At 69.6% G+C, this 24,511-nt stretch carries 19 protein-coding genes and 1 pseudogene; 16 read left to right on the top strand and 4 right to left on the bottom strand.

Going from position 1 to position 24,511, the window contains the following annotated elements:
• Positions 1–89 precede the first annotated feature (89 nt).
• The 8 genes from ACTJKJ_RS09055 to ACTJKJ_RS09020 all read left to right on the top strand — a co-directional run bounded on the left by ACTJKJ_RS09055 (position 90) and on the right by ACTJKJ_RS09020 (position 9,872).
• A complete protein-coding gene (locus ACTJKJ_RS09055) occupies positions 90–767 on the top strand; it encodes a thiol:disulfide interchange protein DsbA/DsbL (protein WP_175538413.1) in 678 nt (225 codons plus the stop codon).
• A 196-nt stretch (positions 768–963) separates the two neighbouring features.
• Positions 964–1,887 carry an SPFH domain-containing protein gene (locus ACTJKJ_RS09050; RefSeq protein ID WP_091730196.1) on the top strand — a complete coding sequence of 308 codons (924 nt, stop codon included), beginning with the start codon at positions 964–966 and terminating at the stop codon, positions 1,885–1,887.
• A gap of 13 nt (positions 1,888–1,900) precedes the next feature.
• Positions 1,901–2,161, top strand: a complete 261-nt coding sequence (locus ACTJKJ_RS09045) for a toxin-antitoxin system HicB family antitoxin (RefSeq protein WP_147242057.1) — start codon at positions 1,901–1,903, stop codon at positions 2,159–2,161.
• Positions 2,162–2,228: 67 nt separating this feature from the next.
• Positions 2,229–2,858, top strand: a complete 630-nt coding sequence (locus ACTJKJ_RS09040) for a TetR/AcrR family transcriptional regulator (RefSeq protein WP_183483796.1) — start codon at positions 2,229–2,231, stop codon at positions 2,856–2,858.
• Between the two features lie 353 nt (positions 2,859–3,211).
• On the top strand, positions 3,212–4,498 hold the full coding sequence (locus ACTJKJ_RS09035) for a solute carrier family 23 protein (protein WP_440820227.1): 1,287 nt from the start codon (positions 3,212–3,214) through the stop codon (positions 4,496–4,498).
• 214 nt (positions 4,499–4,712) lie between these two features.
• Positions 4,713–6,743: a diguanylate cyclase domain-containing protein gene (locus tag ACTJKJ_RS09030; protein ID WP_440820226.1), complete on the top strand. Its 2,031-nt coding sequence runs from the start codon at positions 4,713–4,715 to the stop codon at positions 6,741–6,743.
• Positions 6,740–8,797 carry a diguanylate cyclase domain-containing protein gene (locus tag ACTJKJ_RS09025; RefSeq protein ID WP_440820225.1) on the top strand — a complete coding sequence of 686 codons (2,058 nt, stop codon included), beginning with the start codon at positions 6,740–6,742 and terminating at the stop codon, positions 8,795–8,797. The genes ACTJKJ_RS09030 and ACTJKJ_RS09025 overlap by 4 nt, the downstream gene beginning before the upstream one ends.
• An 82-nt stretch (positions 8,798–8,879) precedes the next feature.
• On the top strand, positions 8,880–9,872 hold the full coding sequence (locus tag ACTJKJ_RS09020; protein ID WP_440820224.1) for a Bug family tripartite tricarboxylate transporter substrate binding protein: 993 nt from the start codon (positions 8,880–8,882) through the stop codon (positions 9,870–9,872).
• Between the two features lie 64 nt (positions 9,873–9,936).
• Here ACTJKJ_RS09020 and ACTJKJ_RS09015 read toward each other — a convergent pair whose 3' ends face one another.
• Positions 9,937–10,722 (bottom strand): exodeoxyribonuclease III, encoded by a 786-nt coding sequence (locus ACTJKJ_RS09015; protein WP_440820223.1) that lies wholly within the window; start codon positions 10,720–10,722, stop codon positions 9,937–9,939.
• 341 nt (positions 10,723–11,063) lie between these two features.
• On the opposite strand from ACTJKJ_RS09015, the gene ACTJKJ_RS09010 reads away from it, so the two are divergent.
• The 3 genes from ACTJKJ_RS09010 to ACTJKJ_RS09000 all read left to right on the top strand — a co-directional run bounded on the left by ACTJKJ_RS09010 (position 11,064) and on the right by ACTJKJ_RS09000 (position 14,928).
• On the top strand, positions 11,064–13,322 hold the full coding sequence (locus tag ACTJKJ_RS09010) for a TonB-dependent receptor (RefSeq protein WP_440820222.1): 2,259 nt from the start codon (positions 11,064–11,066) through the stop codon (positions 13,320–13,322).
• Between the two features lie 203 nt (positions 13,323–13,525).
• On the top strand, positions 13,526–14,203 hold the full coding sequence (pyrE, locus tag ACTJKJ_RS09005; protein WP_297381033.1) for an orotate phosphoribosyltransferase: 678 nt from the start codon (positions 13,526–13,528) through the stop codon (positions 14,201–14,203).
• A complete protein-coding gene (locus ACTJKJ_RS09000) occupies positions 14,203–14,928 on the top strand; it encodes a hypothetical protein (protein ID WP_440820221.1) in 726 nt (241 codons plus the stop codon). The genes pyrE and ACTJKJ_RS09000 overlap by 1 nt, the downstream gene beginning before the upstream one ends.
• 67 nt (positions 14,929–14,995) lie before the next feature.
• Here the strand turns inward: ACTJKJ_RS09000 and gatB are convergent, their stop codons facing one another.
• The 3 genes and pseudogenes from gatB to gatC all read right to left on the bottom strand — a co-directional run bounded on the left by gatB (position 14,996) and on the right by gatC (position 18,258).
• A complete protein-coding gene (gene gatB, locus ACTJKJ_RS08995; protein ID WP_091730242.1) occupies positions 14,996–16,450 on the bottom strand; it encodes an Asp-tRNA(Asn)/Glu-tRNA(Gln) amidotransferase subunit GatB in 1,455 nt (484 codons plus the stop codon).
• A gap of 16 nt (positions 16,451–16,466) precedes the next feature.
• A pseudogene (gatA, locus tag ACTJKJ_RS08990) lies at positions 16,467–17,962 on the bottom strand (Asp-tRNA(Asn)/Glu-tRNA(Gln) amidotransferase subunit GatA).
• Positions 17,959–18,258 (bottom strand): Asp-tRNA(Asn)/Glu-tRNA(Gln) amidotransferase subunit GatC, encoded by a 300-nt coding sequence (gene gatC, locus ACTJKJ_RS08985; RefSeq protein ID WP_091730250.1) that lies wholly within the window; start codon positions 18,256–18,258, stop codon positions 17,959–17,961. Before gatC ends, gatA begins: the two are co-directional and overlap by 4 nt.
• Before the next feature lie 361 nt (positions 18,259–18,619).
• On the opposite strand from gatC, the gene ACTJKJ_RS08980 reads away from it, so the two are divergent.
• The 5 genes from ACTJKJ_RS08980 to rodA are packed head-to-tail and all read left to right on the top strand — an operon-like array spanning position 18,620 to position 24,506.
• Positions 18,620–19,663, top strand: coding sequence for a rod shape-determining protein (locus ACTJKJ_RS08980; protein ID WP_091731851.1), 1,044 nt, complete (start codon positions 18,620–18,622; stop codon positions 19,661–19,663).
• Positions 19,664–19,716: 53 nt separating this feature from the next.
• Positions 19,717–20,682 carry a rod shape-determining protein MreC gene (gene mreC, locus ACTJKJ_RS08975; protein ID WP_297381046.1) on the top strand — a complete coding sequence of 322 codons (966 nt, stop codon included), beginning with the start codon at positions 19,717–19,719 and terminating at the stop codon, positions 20,680–20,682.
• A complete protein-coding gene (gene mreD, locus ACTJKJ_RS08970; protein WP_091730257.1) occupies positions 20,679–21,200 on the top strand; it encodes a rod shape-determining protein MreD in 522 nt (173 codons plus the stop codon). The genes mreC and mreD overlap by 4 nt, the downstream gene beginning before the upstream one ends.
• Before the next feature lie 22 nt (positions 21,201–21,222).
• Positions 21,223–23,355: a penicillin-binding protein 2 gene (gene mrdA / locus ACTJKJ_RS08965; protein ID WP_440820220.1), complete on the top strand. Its 2,133-nt coding sequence runs from the start codon at positions 21,223–21,225 to the stop codon at positions 23,353–23,355.
• The gene (gene rodA, locus ACTJKJ_RS08960; RefSeq protein WP_091730263.1) at positions 23,352–24,506 is read left to right on the top strand and encodes a rod shape-determining protein RodA; all 1,155 of its coding nucleotides are present in this window, start codon (positions 23,352–23,354) and stop codon (positions 24,504–24,506) included. The genes mrdA and rodA overlap by 4 nt, the downstream gene beginning before the upstream one ends.
• Positions 24,507–24,511: the final 5 nt, after the last annotated feature.

The raw sequence follows: 24,511 nt of genomic DNA, 5'->3' as shown, positions 1-24,511 counted from the left end.
GGCGGTGGTTAATGCCACCCTAAGTTTGACTTTCTAGGATGGCCGGCCGCCGCGCTGCCGGTCGCCGCGGAACTACCAAGGAATCGAAGATGAAGCGTCGCGAATTCAACACCCTCACGGTCCTGTCGACCGCCGCGGGCGGTGGCCTGCTGCTGAGCGGCGCGCCCGCCCAGGCGCAGGGCGGCCCGATCGAAGGCCGCCAGTACCAGCGCCTGGCCAAGCCGGTGCCCGGCTCGACGCCCGGCAAGATCGAGGTGATCGAGTTCTTCTGGTACGGCTGCCCGCACTGCTACGTCTTCGAACCGACGATCGAGGCCTGGGCCAAGCAGCTGCCCGCCGATGTCGTCTACCGCAAGGTCCACGTGGCCTTCCGCGCGAACGTGAAGATCCACCAGCAGATGTTCGTGACGCTGGAGGCGATGGGCAAGGAGGCGCAGGTGCGCCCGGCCATCTTCAACGCCATCCATCGCGGCGGCCAGAGCCTGACCGACGTGGACGCGATGGCCAAGTTCCTGGCGCCGCTGGGCGTGGACCCGGCCAAGTTCAAGGAGACCTACAACTCCTTCACCGTGCAGACCCGCGTGCAGCAGGCGACGAAGCTGCAGGACCAGTACAACATCGACGGCGTGCCCACTGTCGCGATCGGCGGGCGCTTCCTGACCTCGCCGGCGATGGCCGGTTTCGGCCTGCGCGTCAGCGAGGAAGAACTGGGCCAGCGCTGCATCGCCGTGGCCAACTTCCTGCTGCCGCTGGCCCGCAAGGGCTGAGCGTCCACGGGCGCCGCGCCAGCGCGGACGCTCTGCGCTCCCTCCGAAGCGCCTCTCGAAAGCGCCCCTCGCGGGCGCTTTCTGCTTTCTGCGGGCCCTTCGCCCGGCCCCTCTCTTGGGGGTGGCTCCGCGTCGGCCCTTGCGCGCCGGGGGCGGTTGCGCTTAAAGTGATATCACCTTTTTGGAGGAGCTGTTGATGAGCACGACCGCAGTCCCGAAGAACAAGCCCTCGCCCGGCGCGGCGCCGACGCCGCTGGAGCGGCGCGCCGGCACGGCCAACGGTTATGCCGCGCTGCTCATCGGCCTGGGCCTGCTGGCCTTCGCGATCTGGCGCTTCGCCGCGCTCGGCCATGACGCGGTCGGCCTGCCGCAGCTGGCCTTGGTGGTGACCGGCGTCATCTTGCTGACCGGCCTGTACATCCAGCAGCCCAACGAGGCCCGCGTGCTGACGCTCTTCGGCCGCTACGTCGGCACCGACCGCACGCCCGGCCTGCGCTGGACGATCCCGCTGTTCATGATGAAGCGCCGCCTGTCGCTGCGCGCCCGCAACCTCGACGCGCCGACGCTGAAGGTCAACGACAAGCGCGGCAACCCGGTCGAGATCAGCGCCGCCGTGGTCTGGCGGGTCGAGGACACGGCCCGCGCCGTGTTCGAGGTCGACGACTTCGAGCAGTACGTCAGCATCCAGGCGGAGGCGGCGATCCGGCATGTCGCCTCGCAATTCGCCTACGACGAGGGCGATGACCTCGACAGCCGCGAGATCACCCTGCGCGCCGGCGCCGACGAGGTGATGGCCGCGATGATCGCGGAGTTGCAGGCGCGCCTGCAGCCGGCGGGGGTCAGCGTCGAGACGGCGATGCTCACGCACCTGGCCTACGCCCCCGAGATCGCCCAGGTGATGCTGCGCCGGCAGCAGGCCGAGGCCATCATCAGCGCCCGCAAGAAGATCGTGCACGGCGCGGTCAGCATGGTCGAGGAGGCGCTCAAGGGCCTGAGCGAGCGGGAGATCGTCCAGCTCGACGACGAACGCAAGGCGGCGATGGTGTCCAACCTGCTGGTGGTGCTGTGCTCCGACAAGGACACGCAGCCCATCGTGAACGCTGGGACGCTCTACAACTGAGCGGCGGGCGCAGATGGCCAGTCCCGCGAAGAAGCAATTCCCGCTGCGCCTCGATCCCGCGCTATGGGAGGAGATCGAGCGGCTGGCCGCGATCGAGCTGCGCTCGTCCAACGCCCAGATCGAGTTGTTGCTGCGGGAGGCGCTCAAGCGCCGCGGCATCAAGCCGGCGCCTTCCCCGGCGGCGCGTCGCGGACGCCCTCCGGCCGGCGCTGCCGAGGACACCGGGCAGGCGATGGACGACACGGCGCCACAAGCCGACTCCAGCGACGAATAACCCGGCCGTCATCCGTGGCATTCGGGGCCTGCGGCGGGTTTCGCACGACCGTGCTAACTTGCGCGTCATGGAAGCCAAGACCGCCCGCAGCGAACTGACGCAGAGCGCCATCGTCGATGTCGCGCTGGAGATGGCCCGCCTCGACGGCCTGGACAGCCTCTCGATCGGTGAGGTCGCCAAGCGCCTGAACCTGTCCAAGAGCGGTGTCTTCTCGCGCATCGGCTCGCGGGAGGCGCTGCAGGCCGCGGTGCTGGATGCCTTCGAGAAGACCTTCCAGCAGGAGGTCATCCTGCCGGCGCTGCGCGAGCCGCGCGGCCTGCCCCGCATGGACGCGATGGTGCGCGCCTGGTTGGGGCGCGTCGGCGGGCCGCACGGCAACTGCCTGTACGTGGCAGGCGCCTTCGAATACGACGACCGCGATGACGCCATGCGCGAACGCCTGCTCGACGGTGTCCGGCGCTGGCGCTCGACGCTGCGCCGCACGCTGGTCCAGGCGCAGGACGCGGGCCAGCTGCGCGAGGACGCGGATCTCGATCAACTGATCTTCGAGCTGGACGGCCTCTTCACCGCGCTGGTCCGCGAAGTGCGCTTCCTGCGCACGCCGGATGCGGTCGAGCGGGCCTGGACCAGCTATCGGCGCCTGATGGCCCCGATGCTGACGGCGCCGCCCACCTCGGCCGTCGAAGCCTCCCGCTGACCCACACGCCATGCCCCCGCCTGCGCCCAATCGCTGCCTCAATTTCGCACGCTCGTGCGAACTGCCCCGTTTTCCCCTTCCCTGAGCCCGAGGAGCCTTGCCATGACCATCCTGCTGATCCTGAGCCTGCTGACCGGCGGCGCGCTGTGGCGCGCCTGGGTGTCGTGGCGCCGGCTGCTGCGCATGCTGCCGCGCCACAACCGCGACATGGTGCTGTTCTGAGCGGCGGCGCGTGCATCGCATGCGCCATCCCGTCAAGCCTCCGCCGGGCCGCCTGGTCACGGGATATGCCCGGAGTGGCGATGTGATGGGGCCTCCTTACACTCCCTGGCTTGTCCCGTTGAGGAAAGTCCATGGCGTGGTTGATGCGCTGGCGGCCCGTGACCGTCGGCCCCGAGAAGGCGATTGCCCCCGATGAACGCCTGTCCTGGCCGCAGACCGCGGCGCTCGGCCTGCAACATGTGATCGCCATGTTCGGTGCCACCGTGCTGGCGCCGCTGCTGATGGGCTTCGATCCCAACGTCGCCGTGCTGATGAGCGGCGTGGGCACGCTGCTGTTCTTCTTCCTGACCGGTGGCCGGGTGCCGAGCTACCTGGGCTCGAGCTTCGCGTTCATCGGCGTCGTCATCGCCGCGACCGGGTATGCCGGCAGCGGCCCCAATCCCAACCTGCCCCTGGCGCTGGGCGGCATCGTCGCCTGCGGCGTGCTGTACACGGCGATCGGCCTGCTGGTCTCGGCCACCGGCAGCGGCTGGGTCGAGCGACTGATGCCGCCGGTGGTGACCGGCGCGGTGGTGGCGGTGATCGGCCTGAACCTGGCGGCGGTCCCGATCAAGAACATGGCGCCGACGCCCTTCGACGCCTGGATGCAGGCCGCGACCTTCCTCAGCGTCGCGCTGGTGGCGGTGCATGCGCGCGGCATGCTGCAGCGGCTGCTGATCCTGGCCGGCCTGATCCAGGCCAGCCTGATCTACGCGCTGCTGACCAACGGCTTCGGGCTGGGCACGCCCATCGACCTCAGCAAGGTCGCGGCCGCGCCGTGGTTCGGGCTGCCGAGCTTCCATGCGCCGGTCTTCGACGGCGCGGCGATGCTGATGATCGCGCCGGTGGCGCTGATCCTGGTGGCCGAGAACCTGGGCCACCTGAAGGCCGTGGGCGCGATGACCGGGCGCGACATGTCGCCCTTCCTGGGCCGCGCCTTCGTCGGCGACGGCCTGGCGACCATCGCCAGCGGCGCGGTCGGCGGCACCGGCGTCACCACCTACGCCGAGAACATCGGCGTCATGGCCGCGACCCGCATCTACTCGACCGCCGTCTTCGTCTTCGCCGCGCTGATGGCGCTGGTGCTGGGTTTCTCGCCGAAGTTCGGCGCGCTGATCCAGGCCATCCCGCTCGCGGTGATGGGCGGCGTCAGCATCGTCGTGTTCGGCCTGATCGCGATCGCGGGCGCCCGCATCTGGGTCGACCACCAGGTCGATTTCCGCGACCCCCGCAACCTGATGGTGGCGGCCATCACGCTGGTGATCGGCACCGGCGACTTCACCTTGAAAATGGGCGGGTTTACCCTGGGTGGCATCGGAACTGCCACCTTCGGCGCGATCCTGCTGCATGCGCTGCTGCGGCGAGGCCGCACGGACTGACCCCACGCCGCGTGCGCGGGCGCCGACTCGTGCAGGCTTCACGGGAACCCGGGGATCGGCGCTCAAGTCACGAGACCTACCACTCGACATCAGCACGATGAGCATGCTTGGGGTGTTGCGAGCAACGGAGCAAGCGAGGACGGCCACCGGCCGGGCCGGCGCACGCCCACGCGCGCGCGCGCCAGAATGGGCCGCCGCGCTCCTGGCGCTCGCCTTGAGCCTGGCGATGCCGCTGCTGAGCGGCTGTGGGCCGCAGGGCGGCGTCGACACCCGCGACGCGGCGGCCTCCGCCACCGGCGTCCAGGACCGGGCGCTGCAGGCCGAGCTCGAGCAGCAGGAACGCATCGCCTCGGCGCACCCGCGCGAGCACCTGCGCGAGCTGCAGGCGATCGAATCCCGTGCCGCGCCGGGCAGCGCCGAGCGGCTGGAAGCCCTGAGCCAGCGCGCCGCGCTGCTCGCCCAGCTGCGGGACCGCAGCGGCCACGAGGCCGCGGTGGAAGCGCTGAAGGCCTGGCCGGAAAGCTCGCCGGTGCGCGCGCAGATTCCACTGGCCCTGATGCTGGCGCGGGCGCAATGGCTCAAGGCCAATGGCGAACTGGGCGCCGGCGTGCGCCTGCTGGGCGGCCTCGCCGACATGGACGCGGCCCAGGCCGACCGCCGGATGCTGTGGCGCGCGACCGAGCTGCGCGCCTACATGCAGGGGGACTACGGCGAGGTCGACGCGGCGGTCGAAAGCGGCCTGAAGGCGCTGGAGCAGGCGCGCGCGATGGGCTCGCGCTGGCGGGCCGCCACCAACGACGCCACGCTCGCCTTCAACTACTTCCGCAGTCAGCAGTTCGACCATGCCCTGAGTGCCGCGCGCGAGGCGCTCGAGACGGCGCAGCAGGACCCGGATCCGGTGCTGATGTACTCGGTCTACACCATCCTGGGCATCGTCCACTCGCAGGACGAGGACCCGCGGCTGAGCCAGCAGGCCCGCGAGCAGGCGCTGCAATACGCCCGCGAGGCGCAGGCGCCCGGCCTGCAGGCGCTCGCGCTGGGCAACCTGGCCGACTACGAACTGCGCAGCGGCAACTACGCCCGGGCGCTGGAGCTGTCGACGCAAAGCCTGGCGCTGGCGCATGAGGGCGGCGAGATCTCGACCGAGATCCTGGCGCGCCACAACATGGGCATCGCCAAGATCGGGCTGAAGCGGCTGGACGAGGGCAAGCGCGACGTGCTGCAGGCCATCACGATGGACGCGCAGCGCGAGGCCGGCAGCTACACCGCCGAGGCCTGGCTGGAGCTGGGCGGCTACCTGGAGAAGGTCGACGACCTGCCCGGCGCGGTCGACGCCTACCACCGCGCGCGCAAGGAGTTCGACGCGGTGCTGCGCGACGAGACCCGCAAGGCGGTGCTCGAGGCGCAGGCGCGCTTCGAGGACCAGCAGCGCCAGCGCGAGATCCGGCTGCTCAACCAGGACAACAGCCTCAAGGCCGAGCAGATCCGCACCCGCGACCTGCAGCTCAAGCTCTGGGCGGAGGTCGGTGGCTGCGTGCTGCTCTCGGGCGCCTTGCTGGCGCTGGCCTACCGGCGCATCCGGCGCACCAACGCCGCGCTCGCGCAGACCAACGAATCGCTGCGCGTGCAGAGCGAGCGCGACCCGCTGACCGGCCTCGCGAACCGGCGCCATTTCCAGCAGGCCATCGCGCAGCGCACGCGCGAAGGCGGCCTGCGCGGTAGCCTGTTCCTGATCGACATCGACCACTTCAAGCGCATCAACGACCAGTGGGGCCATGCGGCCGGCGACACCGTGCTGGTCGAGGTCGCGCGGCGCCTGAGCAGCGTGCTGCGCGAGCAGGACCTGGTCGTGCGCTGGGGCGGCGAGGAGTTCCTGATCCTGGTGAACTCCGAGGCCACCGAGGATGCGCGCCAGCTCGGCCAGCGCCTGCTCGACCAGATCGGCGGGCAGCCGGTCGACCACGGGCCGCTGCGCATCCCGATCAGCGCGTCGATCGGCTTCGCCAGCTTCCCGATGGCGCCGCAGGACCTGACGCTCGAATGGGAGCGGGCGATCGACCTGGTCGATACCGTGATGTACATGGCCAAGGCGCATGGTCGCAACAAGGCCTACGGCGTGGCGGCGATGCAGGCCCGCGACCGCGACCAGCTGCTGGCCCTGGCCGGCCGCATCGAGGCCGCCTGGCACCAGGGCCAGGTGCAGCTGGTCAGCCTGCTCGGCCCGGTGCAGGAGGGGCGCGCATGATCCGCCCGCTCGCCGCCGTCGTGAAGGCCACGCTGCTGGCCATGCTGTTGAGCGGCGCGGCCGCGCGGGCGGCGATCCCCGACCGCGCGCTGGACGCGCAGCTCGTGCAACTGGACCGCTACGGCTACAACGAGCCGGAGAAGGCCGCCCAGCAGCTGCGCGCGCTGGCGGCGGATCCGGCGCATGCCGGGCAACGCCTGCACCTCGACTACGCGCTCGGCCGCAACGCCGTCTACGCCGGGCATCCGGAGACGGTGCGGCGGATCGCGGCGGACCTGGAGCAGCGGCCCGGCGGCCAGCCGCTGGCGCGCATGCTGCTGGCCGAGCTGCAGGACAGACAGGGCCAGACCGGCCGCTCGGGCGACATGGCGCGGCAGGCGCTCGAGGCCCTGTCGCCGCCCTGCCCGTCGCAGGCGGCGCAGGCGGTGCCACCCAACTGCGACGCGCGCGTCGCGCTGCAGGCCCTGCGGCTGATCGCGCGCGCGCAGGGCGCGCGGGGCGAGTACGCCTTCGCCGACACCTCGCTGCGCCGCGCGCTGGCGCTGGCCCAGGCGCTGCAGGACCACACCGCGACCGGCGCGATGATGGGCTCGCTCGCGGTGAACAGCCAGGTCCGCGACGAGACCGCGGCCGCGCAGCAGTGGATGACGCAGGCCTGGCAGATGGCGCAGGGCGATGCGTCCGCGATGAGCCGGGCGAAGATGGTCGAGTCCATGGTCGCGTCGCGACGCGGCGATCGCAACCAGCAGCTGGCGGCGCTCGAGGACGCGCTGCGGCTGGCCCAGCAGTCGGGCGGACGGCGCGACGTCGCGCTGCTGCAGAACAACCTGCTCGACGCCTACATCCACACCGACCAGGCCGCCAAGGCGGTGCAGCTGGCGCGGCTGGCGCTGCCGGTGGTGCAGTCCTACAACGACCAGACGGTCGAGCGCACGCTGCGCCACAACCTGTCGGTCGCGCTGGTGCTGCAGCGCCAGTTCGAGCCGGCGCGGCGCGAGGTCGCGCGGGTGCTCGAGCTGGCGCAGGGCGACTTCGATCCGGTGCGCCGCGCGCTGCAGCTGCGCGAGCTCGGCGAGGCCTACGCCAAGGTCGGGCAGTGGAAGGAGGCGCTGCGGCTCTATCACGAGGAACGCGCGCTGAGCGCGGAGACGGCCCGGCGCAACCGCGACTCCGCGCTGCAGCAGCTGCGGCTCAAGTACGACAGCGAGGCCAGGCAGCGCGACCTGGAGTTGCTGCGCCGCGAGCAGACGCTCAAGGACCGCGAGCTCGGCAACCGGCGGCTGGCGCAGTACGTCGGCGTCGGGCTGGCGGCGCTGCTGGGGCTGTCGCTGATCCTGATGGGCGTGATGCTGGCGCGCGTGCGCGAGGCCAACCGCAGGCTCAAGGCCAACCAGAGCCTGCTGCGCGCCCAGAGCGAGCGCGACCCGCTGACGGACCTGGCCAACCGGCGCCACTTCCTCGCGGTCATGGACCGCCATGCCAAGGACGTGTTCACCGGCGCGCTGCTGATGATCGACATCGATCACTTCAAGCATGTCAACGACCGCCATGGCCACGCGGCCGGCGACGCGGTGATCGTCGAGGTCTCGCGGCGCATCGCGCAGGCGGTGCGGGCGGAGGACCTGGTGGTGCGCTGGGGGGGCGAGGAATTCCTGGTCTTCGCCCGCAACGTGGCGCCGGACCAGCTCCAGCTGCTGGCCGAGCGCATCCTCTTCATCGTCGGCGAGCAGCCGGTGCAGACCGCGGCCGGCGCGCTGCGGGTGACCTGCTCGATCGGCTTCGCGCATTTCCCGCTGCCGCCGGCCCAGCTCGCCCTGCATTGGGAACAGGCCGTCAACTGGGCGGACATGGCGCTCTACACGGCCAAGTCGCAGGGCCGCAACCGCGCGCGCGGCATCGTGACCGTCGAGGCCGGCGACGCGCAGGCGCTGATCCAGATCGAGGCCGACTTCGATGCCGCCTGCAGCTCCGAGCGGGTGCAGCTGCAGACCATCCTCGGCCCGGAGCCGCCCGGGTTGCCGGAGTCGACGGCGTCGGTGGAGTCGGCCGACTAGCCGGGCGGGACGGGCATCCCGCCGCATCACGATCGCATCGCCGCCGACGACCCGCATCGAGATCACCACGAGGAGACGTTCCATGAGCCTGAACCGTCGCGCGTTGCTCGCGCTGTCCTCCGCGGCCTGCCTGCCGGGCCTGGCCCGCGCGCAGCAGGGCTGGCCTGTGCGGCCGCTGCGCATCGTCGTGCCCTTTCCGCCGGCCGGCACCACCGACCTGCTGGCCCGCGCGATGGCGCCCGAGCTGCAGAAGGCGCTGGGCCAGCCGGTGATCGTCGAGAACAAGCCCGGCGCGGGTGGCAACACCGGCTCGGCCGAGGTGGCGCATGCGACCGACGGGCACACGCTGCTGATGGGCACCGTGGGCACGCACGCGATCAATGCCTCGCTCTATCCCAAGATGCCCTTCGACCCGGTCAAGGATTTCGCGCCGGTCACGCTGGTCGCTGCGGTGCCCAACGTGCTGGTGCTGAATCCGGCCAACGCGCAGAAATACGGCATCCAGAGCGTCGCCGACCTGGTGCGCGTGGCCAGGGCCCAGCCGGGCAAGCTCAACATGTGCTCGAGCGGCAACGGCACGTCGATCCATCTGGCGGGTGAGCTGTTCAAGAGCCTGACGGCCACCTACATGATCCATTTCCCGTATCGCGGCTCGGGGCCGGCGCTGCTGGACCTGATGGGCGGGAACATGGACCTGATGTTCGACAACCTGCCTTCGGCGTTGCCGCACATCCGGTCCGGGAAGCTCAAGGCGCTCGCGGTCGCGAGCGCGCGCCGCAGCGAGGCGCTGCCCGAGCTGCCCACGATCGCGGAGAGCGGCGTGCCGGAGCTCAAGGCCTTCGAGGCCTCGTCCTGGTTCGGCTTGCTGGCGCCGGCGGCGCAGCCGGTGGATCAGGTCGCGCGGGTGCAGCGCGAGGCCGCGAAGGCGCTGGCGACGCCGGCGATCCGGGAGCGCCTGGCGTCGCAGGGCGCCGTGCCGGGCGGCGGCACCAGCGCGGAGTTCGCCGCGCTCATCGCGAGCGAGACCGCCAAGTGGGCCAAGGTGGTGAAGGCCTCGGGCGCCAAAGTGGATTGACGCCTATCGATGTCGGGTTTCATCCCCTCTCCCCGCGGCGCGGGGAGAGGGAGTGATCCGAGCTTCAGATCTTGAAGTCGTAATCGATCGTCAGCGGCGCGTGGTCGCTGAAGCGCTGGTCGAGGTAGATGGCCTCGCGGGTGGCCAGGTGGGCCATGCCGGGCGTGGCGAGGTGGTAGTCCAGGCGCCAGCCCACATTCTTCGCCCAGGCCTGGCCGCGGTTGCTCCACCAGGTGTATTGGTCGGGCTTGTCGTTGAGCACGCGGAAGACGTCCACCAGCCCGACGTCCTGCTCTAGCAGCTTGGTCATCCAGGCCCGTTCCTCGGGCAGGAAGCCGCTGTTCTTCTGGTTGCCCTTCCAGTTCCTGAGGTCGATCTCCTTGTGGGCGATGTTGACGTCGGCCACCAGGATGAACTCGCGCTCGGCGCGCAGCGCCATCAGGTAGGGATACATCTCCGCGAGGAAGCGGAACTTCGCGGCCTGGCGTTCCTCGCCGCTGGAGCCGCTCGGGAAATAGCAGCTGATCAGGCTCAGCTTGCGGCCGGGCTTGTCGAAGCGCTTCTCGACCCAGCGGCCTTCCAGGTCGAACTCCGAGCTGCCGAAGCCGACGATGACGTCGCTGGGCGTTTCCTTCGTGTAGAGCCCCACCCCGGAGTAGCCCTTCTTCTGGGCGTAATGGAAGTGGCCGCTGAGGGTGTCGTAGCCGGCGAACTGCGACTCGACGACGTCGGCTTGCGCCTTCAGTTCCTGGACGCCGACCACGTCGGCCTGCTGCGGCGGCAGCCAGTCGAACACGCCCTTGGTGGCGGCGGAGCGGATGCCATTGAGGTTGAGGGTGATGAAGCGCATGGAAGGGGCCCCTGGAAGAGGGCGGCAGTATCGCAAAGCCGCCTGCCAAAGATGACAGCAGCCGCCCCACGTATTCGCGAGGCTCGGGGCCGCACCACATGGCGCGGTGGGCGTGCGCCGTCCACGCCCATTCGGGCGACACGCGAGCGGGTGCAGTCTTTGGACAACAGAAAACGCACCACCAAGGTGCGTGGGGTGACGTGTTTATGACGAACTTGCTAGATTCGCGTCCACCGCGCTACCCCGCACCCACATTTTTGCCAGCTGTGAACCCGGAGTACCCCTCGGGACACCGCCGGCCTCCCCCCGGTTTCCCCCATCCTTCCCCCGGAGTTCCATCCATGAATCGATTCGCCACCCAGCGCGCTGCCGTCCCGGCCCTGCGCGAGGCCGCCGCGGCCGTGTCGCTGGCCCTGCTCGCCTGGCCCGCGCTGGCCCAGGACGCCACCGACGCGCCGGCCAAGGAGAAGGGCCAGCTGGAGACGGTGACCATCACCGCCGAGCGCCGGGTCGAGAACATCAAGGAAGTGCCGAACGCGGTCAGCAAGATTTCCGGCGAGAAGCTGGACGTGCTGAACTCCGGCGGCCAGGACATCCGTTTCCTGTCGGGCCGCGTGCCCAGCCTGAACATCGAATCCTCGTTCGGCCGCGCCTTCCCGCGCTTCTACATCCGCGGCTACGGCAACACCGACTTCCGCCTGAACGCCTCGCAGCCGGTCTCGCTGGTCTATGACGACGTGGTCCAGGAGAACCCGATCCTCAAGGGCTTCCCCGCCTTCGACCTGGCCGCCGTCGAAGTGGTGGCCGGTCCGCAGGGCACGCTCTACGGCCGCAACACGCCGGCCGGCGTGGTCAAGTTCGATTCGGTGAAGCCCTCGCAGCGCCAGGAAGGCTACCTGAACGTCTCCTACGGCAACTACGGCACGATGAGCCTGGAAGGCGCCGCCAACGTGCCGCTGACCGGCGACTGGGCCGCCCGCATCTCGGCGCAGATCCAGCACCGCGACGACTGGGTCAAGAACCAGGTCCCGACCGGCAAGACCGGCGAGATGGAAGGTTATGACGACCGCGCCCTGCGCGTGCAGGCGCTGTACCAGCCGCACAAGGACTTCAGCGCGCTGTTCAACTTCCACGGCCGCGACCTGAAGGGCAGCGCGCGCGTGTTCCGCGCCTCGATCATCAAGCCCGGCACCAACGACCTGGTCGACGGCTTCGATCCCGAGAAGTCCTACACCGACGGCGTCAACGAGCAGACCCTGCATGCCACCGGCGGCAGCGCGCGCCTGCGCTGGGGCCTGGGCCAGATCAACCTGTACTCGATCACCGGCTACGAGTCGGTGCGCCCGTTCAGCCGCGGCGACGTGGACGGCGGCTACCTCTATGGCGGCACCAAGCCGTTCACGCAGGAAGGCCAGGCCAGCTTCCCGGCCGAGTCGTCCAGCTCGATGAGCGGCCACCGTCAGATCACGCAGGAGTTCCGCGTCGAATCCGCCGCGGCCGGTCCGCTGCGCTGGCAAGGCGGCCTGTACTTCTTCGACGAGCGCTACACCGCGCGCAGCACCGACTACACGACCTCGACCGGCCTGGCCGCCGGCTACGTCGACACCTACCAGAAGAACACCGCGTGGGCGGCGTTCGGCTCGGTGAACTACGCGGTGACCCAGGACTTCTCGCTGCGTGGCGGCCTGCGCTACACGCATGACAAGAAGGACGTCAACGTCACCAGCAGCTACAGCGACCTGAACACCAGCACCGGCGTGTCGGCCAACACCGCCGACAAGAAGTGGAACTGGGACGTCTCGGGCACCTATGCGCTGACCAAGGAAACCAACCTGTACGCCCGCGTGGCCACCGGCTTCCGCGCGTCGTCGGTGCAGGGCGCCTCGCGCTTCGCCGGCCAGTCGCAGGCGACGCCGGAGAACATCACGTCCTACGAGGTGGGCGTGAAGTCGGACTTCTGGGATCGCCGCGCCCGCCTGTCGGCCAGCGCCTTCACCTACACGGTCAAGGACCTGCAGCTGACCGCCGTCGGCGGCCAGAGCAATGCCAACCGCCTGCTCAACGCGAAGAAGGCCGAAGGCAATGGTGTCGAGCTCAACCTGGAAGTCCTGCCGATCGACCAGCTGCTGATCACCGTCGGCGGCAGCCTGAACAACACCAAGATCAAGGACCCGAGCCTGACGCTGCCGGCCTGCGGCGGCGGCTGCACGATGGTGGACCCGCTGGCGGCTGGCTCGACGACCAACTACAGCATCGACGGCAACGTGCTGCCGAACGCGCCGAAGTGGGTGGCCAACCTGACCGCCCGTTACTCCATCCCGACCGCAGCGGGCAACGAGTTCTACATCTATACCGACTGGGCCTATCGCTCGAAGGTCAACTTCCTGCTGTACGAAGCCAAGGAGTTCACCGGCAAGCCGCTGACCGAAGGCGGTCTGCGCGTCGGCTACGTCTGGAACAACGGCAAGTACGAGGTGGCGTCCTTCGTCCGCAACATCACGAACCAGGTCCGCGTGACCGGCGTGATCGACTTCAACAACCTGACGGGCTTCATCAACGACCCGCGGACCTACGGCGTGCAGTTCAAGGCGATCTTCTGATCGGCTGAACGACGCGGCGCAGCGGCTTCGGCCGCGCGCCTTGCAAGAAGCAGGCCCGCTCTGGCGACGGAGCGGGCCTTCTTTTTGCTTGGTATGCCTGGATTCCAGCGACAGTGTGTCCTGTGAAGCGCCCGGGCCGCGCCAGACCCCGGTCCTACAATTCCGCCCCACTTTCACTGTCACGTCTCGACGTCGCGCCCGCCATGACCACCGCCGCTCCCCAGGACGCCCTGGCCCAGGAATTCGTCGCCTTCGCCGTGGACACCGGCGTGCTGCGCTTCGGCGAGTTCAAGACCAAGGCGGGCCGCCTCAGCCCGTATTTCTTCAACGCCGGCCTGTTCGACGACGGCCTGAAAATCGGCCGCCTGGCCCAGTTCTACGCGCAGCGGCTGCTGGACTCGGGCCTGGCCTTCGACATGATCTTCGGCCCCGCCTACAAGGGCATCACGCTGGCCGCGGCCGTCGCCATCGAGCTGGCGCGCCTGGGCCACAACAAGCCCTTCGCCTACAACCGCAAGGAAGCCAAGGACCATGGCGAGGGCGGCACGCTGGTCGGCGCCAAGGTGCAGGGCCGCGTGCTGATCATCGACGACGTGATCTCGGCCGGCACCTCGGTGCGCGAATCCATCGCGATGATCCAGGCGGCGGGCGCCACGCCCTGCGGCGTGACGATCGCGCTGGACCGCCAGGAGAAGGCCGCCGAGAACGGGCAGGACCTGCCATGGTCGGCGGTACAGTACGTGCGCGACCAGCTGAAGCTGCCGGTGGTCGCGATTGCAGGGCTGTCCGACCTGCTCCAGTATCTGCAGACGACCAGCAGTACCGCCGTCTCCGCGCACGCGGCGGCGGTCCATGCCTACCGCGATCGCTACGGAGTCTGATGCGTCCTTCCATCTCACGCCGCCTGCTGTCCCGACCGGCCGCGCCCGCGGCGCTCGTTGGCGCCCTGATGCTGGGCGGTAACCTCGCGGGTCCGGTCCTGGCGCAGACCAAGGCGCCGTCGTCGCCGACCATCTACACCTGCACGACGCCCGATGGCCGCCGGCTGACCTCCGACCGGCCGATCCCCGAGTGCCAGACGCGCGAGCAGCGCCTGCTGAATTCCGACGGCTCGGTGCGGCGGATGGTGCCGCCGGCGATGTCGCCCGAGGAGCAGGCCTCCGCCGAGCAGCGCCGACGCGCCGAGGAAGTGCAGCGCTCCGCGCAGCAGGACGCGGTCCGGCGCGATCGCAACCTGCTGCAGCGCTACGCCGACCAGGCCGCGCACCAGAAGGCACGCGAGGCCGCGCTCGACGACGTCCGCGAGGCGATGCGGCAGTCCGAGAAGCGCCTGCAGGCACTCGCCATCGAGCGCAAGCCGCTGCTGGACGAGGCCGAGTTCTACAAGGGCAAGCGGGTGCCGTTCAAGCTGCAGCATCAGCTCGAGGCCAACGAAGCCGCGGCGGCCGCGCAGCGCGAATCGATCGAGAACCAGAAAGCCGAGATCGGCCGCGTGAACAAGTTCTATGACGATGAACTGTCCCGCCTGAAGCGGCTGTGGGCCGGCGCCGCGCCGGGCTCGCTGGAAAAAGCGGCGCCGCAGGCGCCGTCCGCCAGCGGTCGCTGACAGCGTCGACGCCAAAAAAGAACGCCGGTGGATCGCTCCACCGGCGTTCTGCCTTTCAGGGGCTTGATCAGGCGCCGAGCTTCTTCTTCAGCAGCTCGTTCACGGCGGCCGGATTGGCCTTGCCCTTGGTCGCCTTCATCGCCTGGCCGACCAGCGCGTTGAACGCCTTCTCCTTGCCGGCGCGGAATTCCTCGACCGACTTGGCGTTGGCCGCCAGCACCTCGTCCAGGATGCGCTCGAGCTCGCCGGTGTCGCTCATCTGCTTGAGGCCCTTGGCTTCGATCAGCGCGTCGACGTCCTGGCCTTCGCCGGTCCACAGCGCCTCGAAGACCTGCTTCGCCGCGTTGTTGGAGATCGTGCCGTCCTGGATGCGCTTGATCAGCGCGGCCAGCAGCGCCGGCGTCACCGGGGCGTCGTCGATGGCGCGCTCCTCGGTGTTGAGGCGCCGCGAGATCTCGCCCATCACCCAGTTGGCGACCAGCTTCGGCGCGCCGCACGCCTCCCGCGCGGCCTCGTAGAAGCGGGCCGTCGCCAGGCTCTGCGTCATCATCGTCGCGTCGTAGGCCGGCAGGCCGTCGACCTCCTGGAAGCGCGCGGCCATCACCGACGGCAGCTCCGGCATCTCGCCGCGCACGCGCTCCACCCAGTCGGCGCCGATCATCAGCGGCGGCAGGTCCGGGTCCGGGAAGTAACGGTAGTCGGCCGCGTCCTCCTTGGTGCGCATCGCGCGGGTCTCGCCGGTGTCCGGGTTGTAGAGCACCGTTGCCTGCTGGATCTCCAGGCCGTCCTCGATCTGGTCGATCTGCCAGTTGACCTCGTAGTTCACCGCGTCGACCAGGTAGCGGAAGCTGTTCAGGTTCTTGATCTCGCGCCGCGTGCCGAAGGGCTCGCCGGGCTTGCGGACCGAGACGTTGACGTCGCAGCGGAACGAGCCCTCCTGCATGTTGCCGTCGCAGATGCCCAGCCACATCACCAGCGCGTGCAGCGTCTTGGCGTACTCGACGGCTTCGGCGCCGGAGCGCATCTCGGGCTCGGACACGATCTCCAGCAGCGGTGTGCCGGCGCGGTTCAGGTCGATGCCCGACTGGCCGTGATAGTCCTCGTGCAGGCTCTTGCCGGCGTCCTCCTCGAGGTGGGCGCGCGTCAGCTTCACGACCTTCTTCTCGTCACCGACGAAGAACTCGATCTGGCCGCCCTGCACGACGGGGATCTCGTACTGGCTGATCTGGTAGCCCTTGGGCAGGTCCGGATAGAAGTAGTTCTTGCGGGCGAAGATGGACAGCGGCGCCACCTTCGCGCCGACCGCCAGGCCGAAGCGGATCGCGCGCTCGACGGCGCCGCGGTTCAGCACCGGCAGCGTGCCCGGCAGCGCCAGGTCCACCGCGCTGGCCTGCGTGTTGGGCGCCGCGCCGAAGGCGGTCGACGAACCGCTGAAGATCTTCGAGACGGTCGAGAGTTGGACGTGGTTCTCCAGGCCGATGACGACCTCGTAGCCCCGCACCAGTTGGCTGTTCTTGCTCATCGCTTGCTCGTTGTCCTTACACGCCCGCCGGGGTCTGGCGGTGCCAGTCGGTGGCCTGCTGCAGCGCATGGGCGGCGTGCAGCAGCGTGCCTTCCTGGAAGTAGTTGCCCAGCAGCTGCAGGCCCACGGGCATGCCGCCCTCGCCCAGCCCCACCGGCACGCTCATGCCGGGCAGGCCGGCCAGCGAGCCCGGCAGCGTGAAGATGTCGGCCAGGTAGACCTTGACCGGATCGTCCGCGCCCTCGCCCTGCTTCCAGGCCACCGTCGGCGCCACCGGCCCGGCGATCAGGTCGCAGTGCTGGAAGGCCTGCTGGAAGTCGTCCGCGATCATGCGACGCAGCTTCTGCGCCTGCAGGTAGTAGGCGTCGTAGTAGCCATGCGAGAGCACGTAGCTGCCGATCATGATCCGGCGCTTGACCTCGGCGCCGAAGCCCTCGGCGCGGGTCTTCTCGTACATGTCGATCAGGTTGCCGTAGTCCTTGGCGCGGTGCCCGAACTTCACACCGTCGAAGCGAGAGAGGTTGGAGCTCGCCTCGGCCGGGGCAATGATGTAGTAGACCGGGATGGCCAGCTCGGTGCGCGGCAGCGAGACGTCGACCAGCGTCGCGCCCAGCTTCTCCAGCTCCGCCAGGCCGGCGCGCACGGCGCCGTTCACGTCGGACGAGAGGGCGGCCGGGAAGAACTCCCGCGGCAGGCCGATGCGCAGGCCCTTGAGCGGCTGGGCGGCGCTCGCGCCCTCGCGCGCGGCCAGCATGCGCGCATGGAAGTCCTGCGGCGGCTGCTGGACGCTGGTAGCGTCGCGCTCGTCGAAGCCGCTCATCGCCGAGAGCAGCAGCGCGCAGTCCTCGGCGGAGCGCGCCATCACGCCGGCCTGGTCCAGGCTGGACGCGAACGCGATCATCCCGTAGCGCGAGCACACGCCGTAGGTCGGCTTGATGCCGGTGATGCCGGAGAAGCTGGCCGGCTGGCGGATCGAGCCGCCGGTGTCGGTGCCGGTCGTGNCGTGGCCGGCACCAGGCCGGCGGCCACCGCGACCGCGGAGCCGCCCGAGGAGCCGCCCGGCACGCGCGTGCGGTCCCAGGGGTTCAACGCCTTGAAGTAGGCGCTGTTCTCGGTGGCCGAGCCCATCGCGAACTCGTCGCAGTTGAGCTTGCCCAGCGACACGGTGCCCGCGGCGTTGAGTCGCTCGACCACGGTGGCGTCGAACGGGCTCAGGTAGCCGGCCAGCATCTTCGAGCCGGCCGTGGTCGGCATGTCGCGGGTGACGAAGATGTCCTTGTGCGCCAGCGGCACGCCGATCAGCGCGCCGGCCTCGCCGGCGGCCAAGCGCGCGTCGGCGTCCTTGGCGCGGGCCAGGGCGTAGTCCGGGTCCACATGCAGGAAGGCGCCGAGATCCTTCGCCGCGGCAACACGCGCAAGCAGATGTTGCGTCAGTTCGGTGCTGGAGACCGTCTTGGCGCGCAAGGCGCGGCCGAGCTCGGCGACGCCGAGTTGATGCAGGGGGGCGGTCATTCGATGACTTTCGGGACCAGGAACAGGCCGTCCTCGACGGCGGGAGCGCTGCGCTGGTTGAGCGCGCGCTGGTCGGTTTCGGTGACGCGGTCCTCGCGCAGCCGCAGGGCCACTTCCTGGACCGCCGACAGCGGCGTGTAGAGGGGATCGACGCCGCTGGTGTCGACCGCGCTCATCTGCTCGACGATCGAGAAGAAGCCATTGAGCTGGGGCAGCAGCGCGGCCTGTTCGTCGCCGGAAAGTTCCAGCCGGGCCAGTTTGGCGATCCGGCTGACATCGTCGTGGGTGAGTGCCATGGGAATGTGCTCGAGGGCCGGTCCGGACCAGCGGTCCGCCGGGCGCGCGAAACATTCGCCGAACGCTGACGGAAGCCTTGCAGACGGGCCAAACCAAGGGGTGATCAGTTATTATCCCCGCTTATCTCCATGGCGCCGGGGCTGCTTCTGCAGCCTCGTTGCTTATGGCAAGGAATCTCGCTCGCGCGGACGCCGCCGGTCCGCGCGGTTACCCGACAAGAACCGCCCCGAATCGCAGCCGCCCGGACAGAACGCAGACGAACGCCGCCTGATGCCGTCGAATGCCGCCGATTGCGTGTGGTTCGACATGGACTGGCGGCTCCAGGTGCCGAAGCGTCCTGTCCTGGCCTTGCCCACACACATGCTCGCCTCCCTGCGCCGCTACTTCTCCACCGACCTCGCCATCGACCTGGGCACCGCCAACACGCTGATCTATGTCCGCGGAAAAGGCGTCGTGCTGGACGAACCGTCCGTCGTCGCCATCCGTCATGAAGGCGGTCCCAATGGCAAGAAGACGATCCAGGCCGTCGGCCACGAAGCCAAGGCCATGCTGGGCAAGGTGCCCGGCAACATCGAGGCGATCCGCCCGATGAAGGACGGCGTGATCGCCGACTTCGTGGTCACCGAGCAGATGATCAAGCAGTTCATCAAGATGGTGCACGACACCAAGCTGCTGCGTCCCTCGCCCCGGATCATCATCTGCGTCCCCTGCGGCTCCACGCAGGTCGAGAAGCGCGCGATCCGCGACGCCGCGCTGGGCGCCGGCGCCTCGGAGGTCTACCTGATCGAGGAACCGATGGCCGCCGCGATCGGCGCCGGCCTGCCGGTGTCGGAAGCGTCGGGCTCGATGGTCATCGACATCGGTGGCGGCACGACCGAAGTGGGCGTGATCTCGCTGGGCGGCATGGTCTACAAGGGCTCGGTCCGCGTCGGCGGCGACAAGTTCGACGAGGCCATCATCAACTACATCCGCCGCAACTACGGCATGTTGATCGGCGAGCCGACCGCGGAAGCGATCAAGAAGAACATCGGCTCGGCCTTCCCGGGCTCCGAGGTCAAGGAGATGGAGGTCAAGGGCCGCAACCTGAGCGAAGGCGTGCCGCGCAGCTTCACGATCTCGAGCAACGAGATCCTGGAAGCGCTGACCGATCCGCTCAACCAGATCGTTTCGGCGGTGAAGAACGCGCTGGAGCAGACCCCGCCGGAACTGGGCGCCGACATCGCCGAGCGCGGCATGATGCTGACCGGCGGCGGCGCGCTGCTGCGCGACCTGGACCGCCTGCTGGCCGAGGAAACCGGCCTGCCGGTGCTCGTGGCCGAGGACCCGCTGACCTGCGTCGTGCGCGGCTGTGGCATGGCCCTGGAGCGCATGGAACGCCTCGGTTCGATCTTCACGAACGAGTAAATCGATGCGGCCTTCGGGCCGCTTTGCGTTGAATCTCCTTTGCTGAGATCTTCATGCCTCTCGGCACCTTGGATCGCAATCCGCCACCGCTGTTCCGTGAAGGCCCGTCCGCGCTGACGAAGCTGGCCTTCTGCGCCGCGCTGGCAGTGTTCCTCATGGTGGCGGACTCCCGCTTCCAGTTGACCGCACCCGCACGGGCCGGCCTCGCGCTCGCGCTGCATCCGCTGCAGCGCGCTCTGCTCGCGCCCGTCGACGCCTGGGAACAGGCCGGCGACTACGCCCGCGGCATGGAAAAGGCCACCGAGGCCGAGAACCAGGCACGCCAGCAACTGGCCTCGCAGGCGGTGATCCTGAGCCGCGCGGCGCAGCTGCAGGCCGAGAACACGCGGCTGCGCGCCCTGCTCGACCTGCGCGAGGCGCTGCCGGTGAAAGGCCTCGCCGCTGAAGTGCTCTACGAGGCGCCGGATCCCTTCTCGCGCCGCATCGTCATCGACCGCGGCAGCCACCGTGGCGTGCGCCTGGGCGCGCCGGTGGTCAACGACGCGGGCGTGCTCGGCCAGGTGACGCGGGTCTATCCGCTGTCGGCCGAGGTCACGCTGCTGACCGACCGCGAAGCCACCATCCCCGTCCTCAACACGCGCACCCAGCAGCGCGGCGTCGCCTACGGCGGCGAACGCGGCGTGATGGAGCTGCGCTTCATCGCCGCCAACGCCGACATCAAGCCCGGCGACGCGCTTGCGACCTCCGGCCTGGACGGTCTCTACCCGCCGGGCCTGCCGGTGGCGAAGGTCGCCGAGGTGGAGCGCCGCGGCGACACCAGCTTCGCCCGCGTCGGCCTGGCGCCGGTCGCGCAGCCGGACAGCGCCCGGCACGTGCTGGTGCTGGAGCCGCTGCAGGGCCAGGAGGACGCCCGCATCGAAGCCGCGCAGGAAGCGGCCAGCGCCGCGAGCGCCGCCGCCGCCGAATCCGGCGCCAGGCCGCGCCGCGCCGCGTCCGCGCCCAAGGGAGGCCACCGATGATCATGCCGCGTGGCGCGAGCCAGCTGCTGCTGCCCGCCAATCCCCTGTTCATCGCCTTCAGCCTGGTCGTCGGCCTGCTGATCGACATGGTGCCCGTCGGTCGCCAGCCCTGGATGCCGGACGTGCTGGCGATCGTGCTGGTGTTCTGGAATGTCCACCAGCCCCGGCGTGTCGGCGTGGGCTGGGCCTTCGTCTTCGGCCTGATGATCGACGTCCACCATGGCGCGCTGCTCGGCCAGCATGCGCTGGCCTACAGCCTGCTGGCCTTCGGCGCGGTCGCGCTGCATCGCCGGCTGCTCTGGTTCACGCTCGGCGCGCAGGCGCTCCACGTGCTGCCGCTGTTCGTGCTGGCCACCGCGATCGCGGTGATCGTGCGACTGGTCGTCGGCGGCATGTGGCCCGGCTGGAGCCTGGTGCTGGCGCCGGTGCTGCAGGCGGCGCTGTGGCCGATCGCCGCGGCGCTGCTGCTCGCGCCCCAGCGTCGCGCGCCGGATCCCGACGCGCACCGCCCGCTCTGAGCGCGCCGAGGACGGGCCCGCGATGACGGTCATCAAGAACCTCCAGGCGGAGCTGAGCCGGTTCCGGCTGCGGCTGGTCGCCGCGGCGGTGTTCGTGCTGTTCTGCTTCGGCCTGCTGGTCGCCCGCCTCGTCTACCTGCAGATCACGCAGCACGACTCGCTGCTCGAGCGCGCCGAGACCAACCGCGTCACCGTGCTGCCGATCGTGCCGAACCGCGGCCTGATCGTCGACCGCAACGGCATCGTGCTGGCGAGCAACTATTCCGCCTACACGCTGGAGATCACGCCGTCCAAGGTGCCGGACCTGGAGGCCACGATCGATGTGCTGTCCGCCGTCATCGACATCCAGCCGCGCGACCGTCGCCGCTTCAAGCGGCTGATGGAGGAGAGCAAGAACTTCGAGTCGCTGCCCATCCGCACCAAGCTGACCGACACCGAGGTCGCGCGCTTCGCCGCGCAGCGCTTCCGCTTCCCCGGCGTGGACATCAAGGCGCGGCTGTTCCGCAACTATCCGCTGGGCGATGTCGGCGCGCACCTGCTGGGCTACATCGGCCGCATCAACCAGGTCGAGAAGAAGGCGATGGAGGACTGGTCCGAAGAGGACATCGCCAACTACCGCGGCACCGAATACATCGGCAAGCTGGGCCTGGAGCAGGCCTATGAGCGCGAGCTGCACGGCCAGACCGGCTTCGAGGAGATGGAGACCAGCGCCGGCGGCCGCGCCGTGCGCCGGCTGCGCAACCGCCCGCCGACGCCGGGCAACACGCTGCACCTGTCGATCGACATCAAGCTGCAGGCGCTGGTCGAGCGCCTTTATGGCGACCGGCGCGGCGCGCTGGTGGCGATGGACCCGCGCAACGGCGAGGTGCTGGCCTTCGTGTCCAAGCCGACCTTCGATCCCAACCTGTTCGTCGACGGCATCGACGCCGACAGCTGGAAGGAGCTCAACGAGGACATCGACAAGCCGCTGCTGAACCGGGCGCTGCGCGGTACCTATCCGCCGGGGTCGACCTTCAAGCCCTACATGGCGATGGCGGCGCTCAACACCGGCAAGCGCGCGGCCAACGTGGTGGTGCAGGACAACCTGACCTACAGCTTCGGTGGGCGGACCTTCGGCAGCGCGACCGGCGACCGCGCCGGCCCGAAGGACATGCGGCTGGCGATCGTGACCTCGTCCAACGTCTACTTCTACTCGCTGGCCAACGAGATGGGCGTGGACATGATCCACGACCAGCTGGAGCCCTTCGGCTTCGGCCGCAAGACCGAGATCGACCTGCTGGGCGAGGTCACCGGCATCCTGCCCAGCACCGAGTGGAAGCGCCGCGCCTACAAGCGGCCCGAGCAGCAGAAGTGGTACGCCGGCGAGACGATCTCGCTGGGCATCGGCCAGGGCTACAACAACTTCACGATGCTGCAGCTGGCCACCGCGATGTCGACGCTGGCCAGCGGCGGCGAACGCTACCGGCCGCGGCTGGTGCGGGAGATCGAGGACGTGGTCAAGCACGTGCAGCGGCGCACCGCCAGCGACGCGCTGTCGCCACTCGCGCTGCGCAAGGCCGACGTCGACGTGATCCGCAACGCGATGCACGACGTGACGATGGAAGGTACCTCGCGGATGGTGTTCGCCGGCGCGCAGTACCAGAGCGCCGGCAAGACCGGCACGGCGCAGGCGGTGGGCCTGCGCGCCGGACAGACCTACAGCAGCATCAAGGCGGACGAGCGCAAGCGCGACCACTCGCTGTACATCTCCTTCGCGCCGTACCAGGCACCGACGATCGCGCTGGCGCTGATCGTGGAGAACGCCGGCTTCGGCTCCGAGTCCGCGGCGCCGATCGCGCGGCGCGTCTTTGATTACGTGTTGACCGGCACGTACCCGAGCGAAGAGGACATCGCCAAGGTGCGGGTCGGCCAGGTGGGCGCGCCGATCGGCACGCCGCGCCGCGTCGAGGACATCCCGCTGCCGGGCGCCGCGGCCAGCGCGCCGGACGCTTCGGCCTCCGCGGCGTCCGCGCCGGTGGCGGCCTCGGGTCCAGCGGGACCGACACCCAGACCCGCCGCTCCGGCGTCAGCCGTGCCCGCCGCGATACCGGGCTCCGCGGCGGAACGCCGCCTCGCACCGGTCGCGCCGCGCCCCAACCCGGGAGCCTCACGATGAGCGCCGTCTTCAGCAAACCCAGCCTGCTGCAGCGCGTGAAGCCGCTGTTCCAGGGTTTCGACATCCCGTTGCTGCTGGCCATGGGCTGGCTGATGGGGCTGGGGCTGATGTGCATGTACTCGGCCGGCTACGACCATGGCACGCGTTTCGTCGATCACGCGCGGAACATGGTGCTGGCGATGGGCGTGCTGTTCGTGACCGCGCAGGTGCCGCCGCAGCGCTTGATGCAGCTCGCGCTGCCGCTCTACGCCGTTGGTGTCACGCTGCTGGTGGCGGTCGCGCTGTTCGGCATCAGCAAGAAGGGCGCGACGCGCTGGCTGAACGTCGGCGTCGTGATCCAGCCCTCCGAGATGCTGAAGATCGCGGTGCCGCTGATGCTCGCCTGGTGGTTCCAGAAGCGCGAGGGCCAGCTGCGCCTGCCCGATTTCGTCGCCGCCTTCGTGCTGCTGGTGGTGCCGGTCGGCCTGATCGCGAAGCAGCCGGACCTGGGCACCTCGCTGCTGGTGTTGGGCGCGGGCCTGTACGTGATCTTCTTCGCCGGGCTGTCGTGGAAGCTGATCATTCCGGCGCTGGTGCTGGCCGGCGCGGGCATCACCGCGCTGGTCTTCAGCGAGGACCAGATCTGCCAGCCCGACGTGAAGTGGGTGGTGCTGAAGGATTACCAGAAGGACCGGGTCTGCACGCTGCTGGACCCGACCAAGGATCCGCTGGGCAAGGGCTTCCACATCATCCAGGGCGAGATCGCGATCGGTTCGGGCGGCGTGACCGGCAAGGGCTTCATGAAGGGAACGCAGACGCACCTCGAGTTCATCCCAGAGCGGACCACCGACTTCATCTTCGCCGCCTATGGCGAGGAATTCGGCTTGATCGGGGCGCTGGGGCTGCTGCTCGGCTTCACCGCGTTGATCCTGCGGGGCCTGGCCATCGCGCACGAGGCGCCGACCTTGTTCTCCCGCTTGCTCGCCGGGGCGATCACGCTGAGCTTCTTCACCTACGTCTTCGTGAACATGGGCATGGTGACCGGCATCCTGCCCGTGGTCGGCGTGCCGCTGCCGTTCATCTCGTACGGCGGCACGGCGATGGTGACGCTGGGGCTGTCGCTGGGGATGCTGATGTCGATCGCCAAGAGTCGCGGCGGCACGCAGCGCTGAGTCGA

This window comes from Roseateles sp. 22389 (assembly GCF_052044995.1).
In the GTDB taxonomy this organism is placed as follows: Bacteria; Pseudomonadota; Gammaproteobacteria; order Burkholderiales; family Burkholderiaceae_C; genus Roseateles.
This window is presented reverse-complemented; position numbering and strand designations above follow the sequence as displayed.

Coding starts and splice junctions, on each gene's coding strand:
- ACTJKJ_RS09055 (WP_175538413.1), top strand. CDS start 90: ATGAAGCGTCGCGAATTCAACACCCTCACGGTCCTGTCGACCGCCGCG.
- ACTJKJ_RS09050 (WP_091730196.1), top strand. CDS start 964: ATGAGCACGACCGCAGTCCCGAAGAACAAGCCCTCGCCCGGCGCGGCG.
- ACTJKJ_RS09045 (WP_147242057.1), top strand. CDS start 1,901: ATGGCCAGTCCCGCGAAGAAGCAATTCCCGCTGCGCCTCGATCCCGCG.
- ACTJKJ_RS09040 (WP_183483796.1), top strand. CDS start 2,229: ATGGAAGCCAAGACCGCCCGCAGCGAACTGACGCAGAGCGCCATCGTC.
- ACTJKJ_RS09035 (WP_440820227.1), top strand. CDS start 3,212: ATGGCGTGGTTGATGCGCTGGCGGCCCGTGACCGTCGGCCCCGAGAAG.
- ACTJKJ_RS09025 (WP_440820225.1), top strand. CDS start 6,740: ATGATCCGCCCGCTCGCCGCCGTCGTGAAGGCCACGCTGCTGGCCATG.
- ACTJKJ_RS09020 (WP_440820224.1), top strand. CDS start 8,880: ATGAGCCTGAACCGTCGCGCGTTGCTCGCGCTGTCCTCCGCGGCCTGC.
- ACTJKJ_RS09015 (WP_440820223.1), bottom strand. CDS start 10,722: ATGCGCTTCATCACCCTCAACCTCAATGGCATCCGCTCCGCCGCCACC.
- ACTJKJ_RS09010 (WP_440820222.1), top strand. CDS start 11,064: ATGAATCGATTCGCCACCCAGCGCGCTGCCGTCCCGGCCCTGCGCGAG.
- pyrE (WP_297381033.1), top strand. CDS start 13,526: ATGACCACCGCCGCTCCCCAGGACGCCCTGGCCCAGGAATTCGTCGCC.
- ACTJKJ_RS09000 (WP_440820221.1), top strand. CDS start 14,203: ATGCGTCCTTCCATCTCACGCCGCCTGCTGTCCCGACCGGCCGCGCCC.
- gatB (WP_091730242.1), bottom strand. CDS start 16,450: ATGAGCAAGAACAGCCAACTGGTGCGGGGCTACGAGGTCGTCATCGGC.
- gatC (WP_091730250.1), bottom strand. CDS start 18,258: ATGGCACTCACCCACGACGATGTCAGCCGGATCGCCAAACTGGCCCGG.
- ACTJKJ_RS08980 (WP_091731851.1), top strand. CDS start 18,620: ATGCTCGCCTCCCTGCGCCGCTACTTCTCCACCGACCTCGCCATCGAC.
- mreC (WP_297381046.1), top strand. CDS start 19,717: ATGCCTCTCGGCACCTTGGATCGCAATCCGCCACCGCTGTTCCGTGAA.
- mreD (WP_091730257.1), top strand. CDS start 20,679: ATGATCATGCCGCGTGGCGCGAGCCAGCTGCTGCTGCCCGCCAATCCC.
- mrdA (WP_440820220.1), top strand. CDS start 21,223: ATGACGGTCATCAAGAACCTCCAGGCGGAGCTGAGCCGGTTCCGGCTG.
- rodA (WP_091730263.1), top strand. CDS start 23,352: ATGAGCGCCGTCTTCAGCAAACCCAGCCTGCTGCAGCGCGTGAAGCCG.